This window comes from Mesorhizobium sp. WSM1386 (assembly GCF_055901595.1).
In genome coordinates this window covers 5,689,629-5,702,177 of record NZ_CM148373.1, presented here as the reverse complement: position 1 = coordinate 5,702,177, position 12,549 = coordinate 5,689,629, and the positions used below count along the sequence as shown (strand labels likewise).

Genomic DNA, 12,549 nt, shown 5'->3' with positions numbered 1-12,549 from the left:
ATATGGCCAGCCTCGAACTGAAAAATGTCGTCAAGCGCTACAAGAGCCAGACCGTGCTCGACAATCTGTCGCTGACGGTTGCCGACGGCGAGACCCTAGTGCTGTTCGGACCCTCTGGCGCCGGCAAGACGGTGCTGCTGCGGCTGGTTGCCGGCGTCATCGACCCGGACGAAGGCAAGATATTCATCGGCGGCGACGACATGACCGATGTCGATGCGGAGTTCCGCGGCGTCGGCATGGCGTTCCAGAATTTCGCGCTGTTTCCGCATATGACCGCCTTCGACAACATCGCCACGCCGCTGGCGGCCAAGCGTTCGTCGCAAGGCACGATCAAGGCCGGTGTCGAGAGTGTCGCCAAGCTGTTGAAGATCGGCCATGTACTTTCCCATAAGCCGCGTGCGCTCTCCAATGGCCAGAAGCAGCGTACGGCACTTGCCCGCGCTTTGGTCGGCTCGCCGCCGCTTCTGCTGCTCGACGATCCCTTGCGCAATGTCGACGCCAAGCTTCGCTTCGAGATGCGGCTCGAACTTCCGAGGCTGCTCGCCGATCGCGGTGCTACCGTCGTCTACGTCACCCAGGACTACAAGGAAGCCATGGCGCTCGGCGACCGCATCGCTGTGATGTCGCAAGGCGTTATCAGGCAGCTCGGCACGCCCGAGCAGATCTATCGCGAGCCGGCCAATATCGAGATCGCGCGGCTGTTCGGCGATCCCACCATCAACCTGCTCGACGTCAAGCCCGCGCGCGACGCCAAGGGCATCTATGTCGGCCTGTCCAACGTCCAGGTCCATCTGGCCGGGGCCTATGAAACGGCGGTCGGCCGTGACTGCGTGATCGGCCTGCGGCCCGAAGCGCTTGGCTTCGTCGAGGAAGGCGCGCCCGGCGCCATTCCGGTGACGGTCGAGGCCGAGACGCCGCTCAACGAGAAGATCGTCACGCTGGTGCGCACCGTGCGCGGCCGCGAGATCCTGGTCTCGCGTCCGGCCGGAACGCCGGGCCGCAGCGAAGGCAAGGCCCACATCGCTGTCGACGGCAAGAGTGCCTTGCTGTTCGATCAGGCGAGCGGCGACCGCATCGGCTCCAAGAACGTCCTCAATTTGCGCAGCGGAGAAGCGGCATGAGCCCGAGCGCACTCACCATTTCCGGTGTCGACAAATTCTATGGTCCGATCGACCGGGGCGTTCATGCCGTCAAGAAGCTGACGATGGAAATCGGTAAGGGCGAGATCGTCGCCCTGCTTGGCTCGTCGGGTTGCGGCAAGACCTCGACGCTGCGCATGATCGCCGGCTTCGAAGAGGTGTCGCGCGGTGCGATCTCGGTCGGTGGCCGGCAGGTGCACACCTTGCCGCCGGTCAGGCGAAACGTGGCGATGGCCTTCGAGGGTTATTCGCTTTATCCGCCGCTGACCGTGCGCGAGAACATGGCCTTCGCGCTCAAGGCGGCGAGGCTGCCGAAAAGCGAGGTCGACGCGAAGGTCGCCAGCATCGCCAAGCTGCTCGAGATCGAGGACATATTGGAGCGCTATCCGAGCTCCATCTCCGGCGGCCAGCAGCAGCGCGCCAGCCTTGGTAGGGCGCTGATCCGCGAGGCCGACCTGCATCTTCTGGATGAGCCGATGGGGCAGCTCGAACCGCAGCTTCGCGCCGTGCTGCGCGGCCGCATCAAGCACTTCATCAAGGAGCGCGGCCTGACCGCGATCCTGGTCACCCACGACCAGACCGAGGCCAATGCGCTTGCCGACCGCATCGCGGTGATGGAGGGCGGCGTGCTGCAGCAGTTCGACACGCCGGACCAGATCAAGGAGCGTCCCGCGAACCTGTTCACCGGCACCTTCGTCGGCGAACCGCCGATGAACGTCTTCGAGGCCTATGTCGGCGCCACTGCCGGCCGCATCAGCCTGCGGCTGCCCGACGGCCTGTCGCTCGACTACGACAAGGACGCCTTCAGCGCTCCGGTCCGCGATCAACTGCTTAGCCGCGAGCGGGTCGTCATCGGCATCAGGCCCTACGCCGTGCGGCGCTCGAAGGAGGGCGTTCCCGCCAGGGTCTCGGCCAACCAATGGCTCGGCGACCAGACCCATATCGCGGCCGACTTCGCCGGTGGCTCATTGGTTCTGGTCGAGCACGACCGCACGCGCTTGGATCTGGGTGCGCCGATCAACGTCAGCATCGATCCTGGGAACCTGCACGTCTTCGATCAGGCGAGCGGCGAGGCCATTTCGCACGGCGGGGAGCTTGCGTGATGGGTGATGTCCTGATCGGCATCGATGCCGGCACGTCGATCATCAAATCCATCGCCTTCGACACGGCGGGCCGGCAGATCGCCGCCGCCGCGCTGCCGAACCACTATGAGACGTTGCCGGGTGGCGGCGCCGAACAGGATTTGGCGCGAACATGGAGCGATGCCGCCACAACCCTGCGCCAGCTCGCCGACAAGGTGCCCAATCTCGCCAGCCGGACCGTGGCAATCGCGGTCACCGGGCAGGGCGACGGCACCTGGCTGATCGACGGCAAGGGCGAGCCGGTGGCGAAGGGCTGGCTCTGGCTCGACGCGCGCGCGGCGGCAATCGTCGAGGAAATCCGCGCGCGTCCCGAGGATCGGCTGCGCTTCGAAAAGACCGGCAGCGGGCTTGCCGCTTGCCAGCAGGGCTCGCAGTTCGTGTTCATGAAGCGCAACATGCCCGAAATGCTCGGCAAGGCGGCAACCGCGTTCCACTGCAAGGACTGGCTCTATTTCAAGCTGACCGGCGAGCGCGCTACCGACCCGTCCGAGGGAACGTTCACCTTCGGCGACTTCCACACCCGCGACTACAGCGACGAGGTGCTCGACGTGCTCGGCGTTACCGATCTCAGGCACCTGCTGCCGCCGATCGTCGACGGCACAAGGCACAGCACCGGCCTGTCGCAGGCGGCGGCCGATGCCACCGGCCTGCTGGCCGGCACGCCGGTGGTGCTCGGCTATGTCGACGTCGTCTGCACCGCGCTCGGCGCCGGCCTGCTCGACCGCGAGCGCAAGCCCGGCTGCTCGATCATCGGCTCCACCGGCATGCACATGCGGCTGGCCGAGACCCCGGACGATGTGCAGCTCAATGAAGCGGCAACCGGCTATACGATGGCGATGCCGGCGCCCGGCGTGTTCGCCCAGATGCAGTCGAACATGGCGGCGACGCTCAACATCGACTGGGTGCTCGGGCTCGCCTCGGGCATCCTCGCCTCGCAAGGCATTACCCGCAGCAATGGCGAGATGATCGCGCTGGTCGATGCCTGGATCACGGCCTCGCAGCCGGCCTCGCTGCTCTACCAGCCCTATGTGTCGGAAGCCGGCGAGCGCGGGCCGTTCGTCGATGCCAATGCGCGGGCAGGCTTCGTCGGCATTTCCTCGCGGCACGGCTATGCCGATCTCGTCCGCGCCGTCTTCGAGGGGTTGGCGTTCGCCGCGCGCGACTGCTACGCCGCCATGGGGCCGCTGCCGCGCGAGGTCCGCCTCACCGGCGGCGCCGCCAGAAGCCCGGCGCTGCGCAAGATATTGGGAGCTGCTTTGGGCGCCGATATCCGCACCAGCGCGCGTGAGGAGGCGGGTGCCGCGGGTGCGGCGATGATCGCCGCGGTCGGCGTCGGGCTCTACCCGTCGATGGACGCGTGCGTCGGCGAATGGGTGACGCCGCTGCTCGGTGATGCCGAGCCGAGCGACCGAAGCCTCGCCGCGATCTACGACAAGATGACCCCATCCTACATGTTGGCGCACCAGGCTTTGCGGCCGGTCTGGCGCGCGATGGCTTCAGTGCAGGCAAATTGAGAAGTCGAGTATGCCCAGGAAAATAGCGATCATTGGCGACAACTTCATGCTTCCGGAGGTGTTTCGCGCCAAAATCGAGAAGGTCGCGAGTGGCGACCTCGATATCCGCACATTGCAGACGGCCTGGCCCGACGAGCCGATGGAGTTCGGCAATCCGGCGCTCGGCCTCGACAAGGTCAAGGAATATTTCGGCCATCCCGACGAGGTCGTCGATTTCATCGGCGATGCCGAGATCCTCGTCACCCAACTCGCGCCCTTGTCGGAGGACATGATGCGGCGCCTGCCGGGGCTCAAGCTGATTGCGGTCTCGCGCGGCGGCCCGATCAACATCGACATGGCCGCGGCGAGGGATCACGGCATCACCGTGGTCAACGTGCCCGGCCGCAACGCCACTGCCGTCGCCGAGTTCACCATCGGCGCCATCCTGGCCGAGACGCGGCTGATCAGGGTCGGCCATGAGGCCTTGCGCAAGGGAGAATGGCGCGGCGATCTCTACCGCGCCGACCGCACCGGCCGAGAACTCGGCGAAATGACCGTCGGCGTCGTCGGCTATGGCAATATTGGCACCAAGGTGGTCCGCCTGCTGCGTGCCTTCGGCTGCCACGTCCTGGTCAGCGACCCCTATGTGCAGTTGAGCGCGGAGGATCGCAATGCCGGCGTCGAACTGGTTGGGCTGGACGATCTCCTGTCCCGCTCCGATGTGGTCACGCTGCATCCCAGGGTGACCGAGGAGACGCGCGGCCTGATCGGCAAACACACCATCGCGCGGATGAAGCCCGGCGTGATCTTCGTCAACACCGCGCGCGGGCCGCTGGTCGATTATGACGCGCTCTACGAGGCGCTGGTTTCGGGGCAGATCGCCAGCGCCATGCTGGAGACGTTCGCGGTCGAGCCGGTGCCATCGGACTGGCCTTTGCTGCAGCTTCCCAACGTGACGCTGACGCCGCACATCGCAGGCGCCTCGGTGCGCACCGTGACCTATGCCGCCGAGCAGGCCGCCGAAGAGGTGCGCCGCTACATCGCCGGCCTTCCTCCCGTCAATCCGTGCTGAGGGTGGCGGCCATGGCATACCAATGCGGCATCGAGGCCAAGGTGGGATGAGCGGCGGCACCGAAATCGTCGACCTCTTCGTCGTCGGCGGCGGCGTCAATGGCGCCGGCATCGCGCGCGATGCTGCGGGCCGCGGCCTTTCCGTCATCCTGTGCGAAAAGGACGATCTTGCCGAAGGCACCAGCTCCCGCTCGGGCAAGCTCGTCCATGGCGGCCTGCGCTACCTCGAATACTATGAATTCCGCCTGGTGCGCGAGGCGCTGATCGAGCGCGAGGTGCTGCTGGAATCGGCGCCGCACATCATCTGGCCGATGCGCTTCGTGCTGCCGCACAGCCCGGACGACCGGCCGGCATGGCTGGTGCGGCTCGGCCTGTTCCTCTACGACCATCTCGGCGGCCGCAAGCGGCTGCCGCCGACCCGCACGCTCGACCTGCGGACGGCGCCCGAAGGCGCGCCGATCAAGGACGCGTTCAAGCGCGGTTTCGAATATTCCGACTGTTGGGTCGACGATGCCCGCCTAGTCGTCATCAACGCGCTCGACGCCGCCGAGCGCGGCGCGAAGATTTTCACCCGCACCGCCTGCACCGCCGCCCGCCGAGAGAACGGCCTCTGGGTCGTCGAGATGCGGGATGGCAGGACCGGCGCCAGGACGACGGTTCGGGCACGCGCCCTGATCAACGCCGCCGGCCCCTGGGTCAACGACATCGTCAACCGCGTGGCCGGTCAGAACTCGAAGCGCAACGTCAGACTGGTCAAGGGTAGCCACATCGTCGTGCCCAAATTCTGGGAGGGACGGCATGCCTATCTCGTCCAGAACAGCGACAAGCGCGTCATCTTCATCAATCCCTATCAGAACGATCTCGCTTTGATCGGCACCACCGACATTCCCTACGAGGGGCGGCCCGAGGACGTGACGGCGGAGGAGAGCGAGATCGATTACCTGATCAGGGTGGTCAACCGCTATTTCAAGCGCGGCCTTGCGCGCAGCGATGTCGTCTATTCGTTCTCCGGCGTCAGGCCGCTCTATGACGACAATGCCGACAACCCAAGCGCGGTGACCCGCGACTATATTTTCGAGCTCGACGCGCCGGACGCGCAAGCGCCGCTGCTCTCGGTCTTCGGCGGCAAGATCACCACCTTCCGCAAACTGGCCGAGCACGCGCTGGACAGGATCGCCCCGTTCTTTCCCGGGATGGGCAAGCCCTGGACAGCGAAGGTGCATTTGCCCGGCGGCGACATCGTCAACGCCGATTTCGAACAGTTCCTCGGCGACCTTGGACGTGAGTATCCGTGGATGCCGGCCTCGCTGATCAAGCATTACGGGCGGCTTTACGGCACCAGGACCCGTCTTCTGGTCGGCGCCACGGGATCGCTCGCCGGATTGGGGCGATGCTTCGGCAAGGACTTCTTCGAGCGCGAGGCCAATTATCTCTTCGAACAGGAGTGGGCGGCGACATCAGCCGACATCCTGGAACGGCGCACCAAGCATGGGCTGCATCTGTCGGTCGAGGAAAGGGCCGCCTTCGAGCATTGGTGTACGAACCGGCTGGCGAGGGCAGGCTGATGGCCGCCATCGCCAATGTCCCGCGACAGCGCTGAGGAGGGATCGCGACCTTGGCCTTCACGCTCTCCCTCAACACCAATCCGCTGGTCAACCGCTTCGCCGAGCCGGACGACCTGATCGATACGATTGCCTACGACATCGGCATCAGGGACGTTCAGCTCACGCATGAATTCGTCAATCCGGGTTGGCCGGCGGCGACGATCGTCAAATTCGTCCGGCTGTTTCGCGGCGCGCTCACCCGCACCGGCGTACGCGTCACCTCGGGCATGACCGGCCCTTACGGCCGGCTCAACCATTTCGGCCATCCCGACGCGGATGTGCGCCGCTACTATGTCGACTGGTTCAAGACCTTCGCCGACATCTCCGCCGAGCTTGGTGCCAGCGGCATGGGCACGCAGTTCGCCATCTTCACCCATCGCGACTTCGACGACCCCGAGCGCCGTGCGCGGCTGTTCGATATCGCACTGGAGTGTTGGCGCGAGGTCGCCGAACATGCCCGCGCGGCTGGGCTGAGCTATTTGTTCTGGGAGCCGATGTCGGTTGGCCGCGAATTCGGCCACACCATCGAGAACTGCCGGCAGTTGCAAAGCGCGATCGACGCCGCCGGCATGGCCATTCCGCTGGAGATGATGGTCGACATCGACCATGGCGACGTCACCTCCAGCAATCCGGCCGACATCGATCCCTATGCCTGGGCCGAAGCCTTTCCAAGGAAGTCGCCGATCATCCACATCAAGCAGTCGTCGATGAACAAGGGCGGCCACTGGCCGTTCACAGCGGCTTACAACAAGGACGGTCGCATCACGCCGGAAAAACTGCTGGAGACGGTGCGGCGCGGCGGCGGCACGGACAATGAGATTTGCCTCGAACTGTCGTTTCGTGAACGCGAGCCGGTCGATCACCATGTTGTCGCAATGATCCGGGAATCGGTCGACTACTGGGCGCCCTTCATCGAGACAGGCAGATCCGGCCTCGTGCCGAAGGCCGGATAGAAAAAACGGGCGGGAGCCGATAGGCGCCCGCCCGTTGAACCGGATCGTCCCGGTCGGATGTACTCAGCCGAATTTCGGATCGAGGCTGCCCGACTTGTAGCGCTTGGCCATTTCCGAGACCGGCAGCGGCTTGATCTTCGGTGCGTTGCCGGCGGTGCCGAACTGCTCGAACCGCTCCTTGCAAAGCTTGCGCATGGCAGCCATCGCCGGCGTCAGGTATTTGCGCGGATCGAACTCGCTCGGGTTCTCGGTCAGCACCTTGCGGATGGCGCCGGTCAGCGCCATGCGGTTGTCGGTGTCGATGTTGATCTTGCGCACGCCGTGCTTGATGCCGCGCTGGATCTCTTCCACCGGCACGCCCCAGGTCGGCTTCATCTGGCCGCCATATTTGTTGATGATCTCCTGCAGGTCCTCCGGCACCGAGGACGAGCCGTGCATGACCAGATGCATGTTGGGCAGGCGGCGATGGATCTCCTCGATGACGTTCATGGCCAGCACCGCGCCATCGGGCTTGCGCGAGAATTTATAGGCGCCGTGGCTGGTGCCCATGGCCACCGCCAGTGCATCGACATGGGTGTCGCGCACGAACTGTTCGGCCTGCACCGGATCGGTCAACAGCTGGTCGTGGCTGATCGCGCCTTCGACGCCGTGGCCGTCTTCCTGCTCGCCGCCGCCGCTCTCGAGCGAGCCGAGCACGCCGATCTCGCCTTCGACGGAAACGCCGCCCCAATGCGCCATGTCGACGACGCGCTTGGTGATGCCGGAATTATAGGCGTAGTCGGCCGGCGACTTGCCGTCTTCCTTCAGCGAACCGTCCATCATCACCGAGGTGAAACCATGCTGGATCGCGGTGACGCAGGTGGCTTCGTTGTTGCCATGGTCGAGATGCATGCAGACCGGGATGTCGGGATGGATTTCGACCAGCGCATCGATCAGCTTGGCCAGCACCACGTCATTGGCATAGGCACGCGCACCGCGGCTTGCCTGCAGGATGACAGGCGATTTGGTCTCTTCCGCCGCCTCCATGATGGCGAGGCCCTGTTCCATGTTGTTCATGTTGAAGGCCGGCACGCCATAGCCATATTCGGCGGCGTGATCGAGCAATTGTCTCAGTGTGATGCGAGCCAACGATTAGTCTCCCGTATCTGGTTTCGAACCTGTGGTTGCGGACTGTCCGCGCATCGTTCAGCCCGTCGATGCTTCTGGCCGGATTTCGGCGCGACCGCAACCGCCAGAGACCATCCCAGCCGCAATTCTTGTTACAGTGCCGTGATGAAAGCTGTGGGCATATCCCATGAAAATATCTCATTATAACAAAAATCCTGATACTTTTGCGACGATACCTGCTATCTATTAGGCTCGATCAAGGAGCACCATTCGGCGGTCGGCTGCGATGAAGAGCGATACCAGGCGGCAAGGCATCATGGATTTCCTGATGGACGCCGGCGCGGCGAGCGTCGAGGATCTCGCCTTGCGCTTTGGCATCTCGAAGATGACCGTGCACCGCGATCTCGACGAACTTGAGGAAAGCGGCTTCCTGCGCAAGGTGCGCGGCGGTGCCTCGATCCAGCCGAGCAGCCTCTTCGAAAGCGATTTCCGCTACCGGCAGAAGCAGGCTACCGAGGAAAAGCAGCGCCTGGCGGCAGCGGCGGTCGCGATGATCGAACCCGGCCAGACGGTGATCATCGACGACGGCTCGACCGCGGGCGGCATTGCGCGGCATCTCGCCGATTTGCGGCCGCTGACGGTGATCTCCAACAATCTGGCTGTCATCCAGGAACTGGCCGGCACTGGCGGCATCAACCTGATCGCGCTCGGCGGCCAGTACAGCAAGAAGTTTCACGGCTTTTTCGGCCTGCTTGCCGAGGCCTCGCTCAAATCGCTGCGCGCCGACGTCGCCTTCCTGTCGTCGTCGGCCATTCACGGCGTTTCCGCCTTCCATCAGGACCAGGAGGTGGTGCAGTCCAAGCGACTGATGATGGCGGCCGCCACCCGCAAATATCTGCTGGTCGATCACGGCAAGTTCGACCGCACGGCGCTGCATTTCCTGACGGATCTCAGCGCGTTCGACGCCGTCTTCACCGGACGCGAGCCGGGGCCTGGAATGCGCGAGGCATTGGCGGCCGGCGGCGTTTCGCTGACGGTGATCGACAAGGGACCATGATCCCAAAAAGCGGAGCTTCTCGTCGGGAGCTCACGGTCAAACTAGGGTAAGGAGCGGTAAGCGTGGTTTACTGGGTCGGTACAAGCTGGAAGATGAACAAGACGCTCGCTGAGGCGATGGATTTCGCCGCGATCCTGGCCGGGTTCGTCCCTGGTTTCGATGACCGCATCCAGCCCTTCGTCATCCCGCCGTTCACGGCGGTGCGCGAGGTTGGGCAGGCGCTGTCCTCGACGCGGGTCAAAATCGGCGCCCAGAACATGCATTGGGCCGATGCCGGCGCCTGGACCGGCGAGATTTCACCTGTGATGCTGACCGATTGCGGGCTCGATCTGGTCGAACTCGGCCACAGCGAACGGCGCGAGCATTTCGGCGAGACCGATCGCACCGTCGGCTTGAAGACGGCGGCGGCCGTGAAGCACGGATTGATACCGCTGATCTGCGTCGGCGAGACGCTGGCCGAGCGCGAAAGCGGCGAGGCCGATGCGGTGCTGGCCAGGCAGGTCGAGGAGGCGCTGCAATTCCTCGAAGAGGAAGGGAAGGGCGCGAAAATCCTGTTCGCCTACGAGCCGGTCTGGGCGATCGGCGACAAGGGCATTCCGGCCAGCTCCGACTATGCCGACAAGCAGCAGGGACTGATCAAGACTGTGGCCGGGGGCCTGCTGCCGTCCATCCCGCCGGTGCTCTACGGCGGCAGCGTCAATCCCGGCAATGCCGCCGAGCTGATCGGCCAGCCGAATGTCGACGGGCTCTTCATCGGCCGTTCCGCCTGGCAGGCGCAAGGCTACATCGACATCCTCGGCCGCGCCTCGGCCGCGATCTGAATCAAAACGCATCCAGTCAAGAAAGGACACGATCATGAAAATAGCCATTGGAGCCGACAGCGCCGGCAAGCCGCTGCTCGATGTCATCGCCGCACATCTGGCGACCAAGCCCGGGCTCACCGTCAGCGACCTCAGCCAGGCCGGCTATTATGCCGACCTGTCGCAGAAACTCGCCCAGACGATAGTCGACGGCGACAACGATCGCGGCATCCTGTTCTGCGGCACTGGCATCGGCGTCTCGATCTCGGCCAACAAGGTGCCGGGTATCCGCGCCGCACTCACCCACGACACCTATTCGGCCGAACGCGCCGCCAAATCCAACAACGCGCAGATCATCACCATGGGCGCGCGCGTCATCGGCCCGGAACTGGCCAAGGCGATCGTCGACACGTGGCTGGCTTCCGAGTTCGACGAGAAGGGGCCGTCGGCCGGCAATGTCCAGGCGATCAACAGGCTCGATGCGGCTAAGGCTTAAGCCAAAGCCTTCGTCATCGCAGCGATGACGGTGACGGCGGACGCCGCACCCGGGTCCATGTGCCCGAGCGAGCGTTCACCGAGCCGGGCCGAGCGGCCCTTGGTCGCGACCATGTCCTTGGTCGCTTCAGCACCAGACTCAACCGCGGCAAGGGCGGCGGCCAGGCTTTCGGACAGCGTCTTGCCGGCAGCATGCGCGGCCCCGGCCGCTTCGGCCGCTGGCTGCCAGGCATCGATCATCGTCTTTTCGCCAGGTTCGGCCTTGCCGCGATCCTTGATGCCCTGTGCCATGGCCTGGAACAGGGCGATGAATTCGGCGTCCGTCAGCGTCGCCTTGCCCTTGACGGCGGCAGCCGCACGCATGAAGGCCGTCGCATAGAGCGGGCCTGAGGAAGCGCCGACCGCATTGAGGAACGACTTCGCCGCGCCGTTGAGCAGCGCGGTCGGCTCGACAGCGGCGAGGTCGAGCGATGCCAGCGCATCGCGCACGGCGCCGAAACCAAGCGCCATGGCGATGCCGTGATCGGCGTCGCCAATGACACCGTCGAGCCGGCAGAGCCGGTCCTTGTCGGCCTCGATCGCCGTTGCGATCTCATCGAACATTCTTTTCAGGTCGGCGGCATCGATGGTCACGGATCGCTCTTTCGTCAGCCGGCGCGGAACATGGCGCAGTCGCAAGGATGGTCGAGCATCGTCTGCAGTTCGCCGTCGAGATGCATCAAGGTCACCGATGCGCCGGCCATTTCCAGCGACGTGCAGTAATTGCCGACCCAGGTCGCGTGGATGGAAACACCGATGTCATCAAGCCTCTGCTTGACCCGGCGGTTCATGATGTAGAGCTCCATCAGCGGCGTCGAGCCGAGCGAATTGACCAGCACCGCGACCTTGTCGCCACGCGAAGGCGACATCTCGGCAAGGATCCTGTCCAGCATCTCGTCGGTGATCTCATCGGCGGTCCGGAGCTTGCCGCGCGCGATGCCGGGTTCGCCATGGATGCCCATGCCGATCTCCATTTCGTCGGCGCCGATCTCGAAATTCGGCCGCCTTGTCTGCGGCAGCGAGCAGGGCGACAGCGCCACGCCCATGGTGAAGGTGCGGTCGTTGGCCTTGCGCGCGATGCGCTCGCATTCGTCGAAGGAGAGCATCCGGTCGCAGGCCGCGCCGGCTGCCTTGAAGATGAAGAAATTGCCGGCGACGCCGCGGCGCTTGTCCCGCTGATCGCGCGGCGCCGAAGCGACGTCGTCGGTGGTCAGCACGGTGCGGACCTCGATGTCGTCCATGCCGGCCATCTCGGCCGCCATGTCGAAATTCATCACGTCGCCGGCATAGTTGCCGTACATGAACAAGACGCCGGCGCCGCCGCTCACCGCCTTGGCGCATTCAAGGATCGGATCGGGTGGTGGCGAGGCAAAGACATTGCCGGTGGCCGCCGCGTCCGCCAGTCCCTTGCCGACAAAGCCGAGAAAGGTCGGCTCGTGGCCCGAGCCGCCGCCGATCACCAGCCCGACCTTGCCGGGCCGCGGCCCGTCGCGGGCGACGATCGAGCGCGGGCTGCCGTCCGCACTCCTGAGGTGGCGAGGATGCGCGGCGAGGATCCCTTCGAGCATCTCCTCGACGGCTCGGTTGCCGTCATTGATGATCTTCTTGGTCTGCACCGGCATCCTCCCGAATTCGGCATTTCGCAAATA

The 12,549-nt window shown here is 64.8% G+C and carries 12 protein-coding genes; 9 read left to right on the top strand and 3 right to left on the bottom strand.

Annotation, left to right across the window (positions count from 1 at the left end; translation table 11 throughout):
• Positions 1-2: 2 nt before the first annotated feature.
• The 6 genes from AC0NIH_RS27995 to AC0NIH_RS27970 are packed head-to-tail and all read left to right on the top strand — an operon-like array spanning position 3 to position 7,402.
• Positions 3-1,121, top strand: coding sequence for an ABC transporter ATP-binding protein (locus AC0NIH_RS27995; RefSeq protein ID WP_473464279.1), 1,119 nt, complete (start codon positions 3-5; stop codon positions 1,119-1,121).
• Entirely contained in the window at positions 1,118-2,242 is a 1,125-nt protein-coding gene (locus tag AC0NIH_RS27990; RefSeq protein ID WP_473464281.1) for an ABC transporter ATP-binding protein, read from the top strand. Before AC0NIH_RS27995 ends, AC0NIH_RS27990 begins: the two co-directional genes overlap by 4 nt.
• Positions 2,242-3,795, top strand: a complete 1,554-nt coding sequence (locus tag AC0NIH_RS27985; RefSeq protein ID WP_473464284.1) for an FGGY family carbohydrate kinase — start codon at positions 2,242-2,244, stop codon at positions 3,793-3,795. Before AC0NIH_RS27990 ends, AC0NIH_RS27985 begins: the two co-directional genes overlap by 1 nt.
• Positions 3,796-3,805: 10 nt before the next feature.
• Complete coding sequence (locus AC0NIH_RS27980) at positions 3,806-4,846, top strand: 2-hydroxyacid dehydrogenase (RefSeq protein WP_473464285.1); 1,041 nt, start codon at positions 3,806-3,808, stop codon at positions 4,844-4,846.
• A gap of 46 nt (positions 4,847-4,892) precedes the next feature.
• Positions 4,893-6,410 (top strand): glycerol-3-phosphate dehydrogenase, encoded by a 1,518-nt coding sequence (locus tag AC0NIH_RS27975; protein WP_473464288.1) that lies wholly within the window; start codon positions 4,893-4,895, stop codon positions 6,408-6,410.
• Positions 6,411-6,460: 50 nt separating this feature from the next.
• A complete protein-coding gene (locus AC0NIH_RS27970) occupies positions 6,461-7,402 on the top strand; it encodes a sugar phosphate isomerase/epimerase family protein (RefSeq protein ID WP_473464290.1) in 942 nt (313 codons plus the stop codon).
• Between the two features lie 63 nt (positions 7,403-7,465).
• Here AC0NIH_RS27970 and fba read toward each other — a convergent pair whose 3' ends face one another.
• Entirely contained in the window at positions 7,466-8,530 is a 1,065-nt protein-coding gene (fba, locus tag AC0NIH_RS27965) for a class II fructose-bisphosphate aldolase (RefSeq protein WP_023764812.1), read from the bottom strand.
• 265 nt (positions 8,531-8,795) lie between these two features.
• On the opposite strand from fba, the gene AC0NIH_RS27960 reads away from it, so the two are divergent.
• The 3 genes from AC0NIH_RS27960 (at position 8,796) to derI (ending at position 10,862) form a co-directional block, all read left to right on the top strand.
• A complete protein-coding gene (locus tag AC0NIH_RS27960; protein ID WP_473464294.1) occupies positions 8,796-9,566 on the top strand; it encodes a DeoR/GlpR family DNA-binding transcription regulator in 771 nt (256 codons plus the stop codon).
• A 92-nt stretch (positions 9,567-9,658) separates the two neighbouring features.
• A complete protein-coding gene (locus AC0NIH_RS27955; protein WP_474025272.1) occupies positions 9,659-10,387 on the top strand; it encodes a triose-phosphate isomerase in 729 nt (242 codons plus the stop codon).
• A gap of 34 nt (positions 10,388-10,421) precedes the next feature.
• The gene (derI, locus tag AC0NIH_RS27950; protein WP_023777010.1) at positions 10,422-10,862 is read left to right on the top strand and encodes a D-erythrulose-4-phosphate isomerase; all 441 of its coding nucleotides are present in this window, start codon (positions 10,422-10,424) and stop codon (positions 10,860-10,862) included.
• Here the strand turns inward: derI and dhaL are convergent.
• Together dhaL and AC0NIH_RS27940 are read right to left on the bottom strand one after the other, a co-directional pair.
• A complete protein-coding gene (gene dhaL, locus AC0NIH_RS27945) occupies positions 10,859-11,494 on the bottom strand; it encodes a dihydroxyacetone kinase subunit DhaL (protein ID WP_473464300.1) in 636 nt (211 codons plus the stop codon). The two genes, derI and dhaL, sit on opposite strands and share 4 nt — an antisense overlap.
• 14 nt (positions 11,495-11,508) lie before the next feature.
• The gene (locus AC0NIH_RS27940; protein WP_473464302.1) at positions 11,509-12,516 is read right to left on the bottom strand and encodes a dihydroxyacetone kinase subunit DhaK; all 1,008 of its coding nucleotides are present in this window, start codon (positions 12,514-12,516) and stop codon (positions 11,509-11,511) included.
• Positions 12,517-12,549 lie beyond the last annotated feature (33 nt).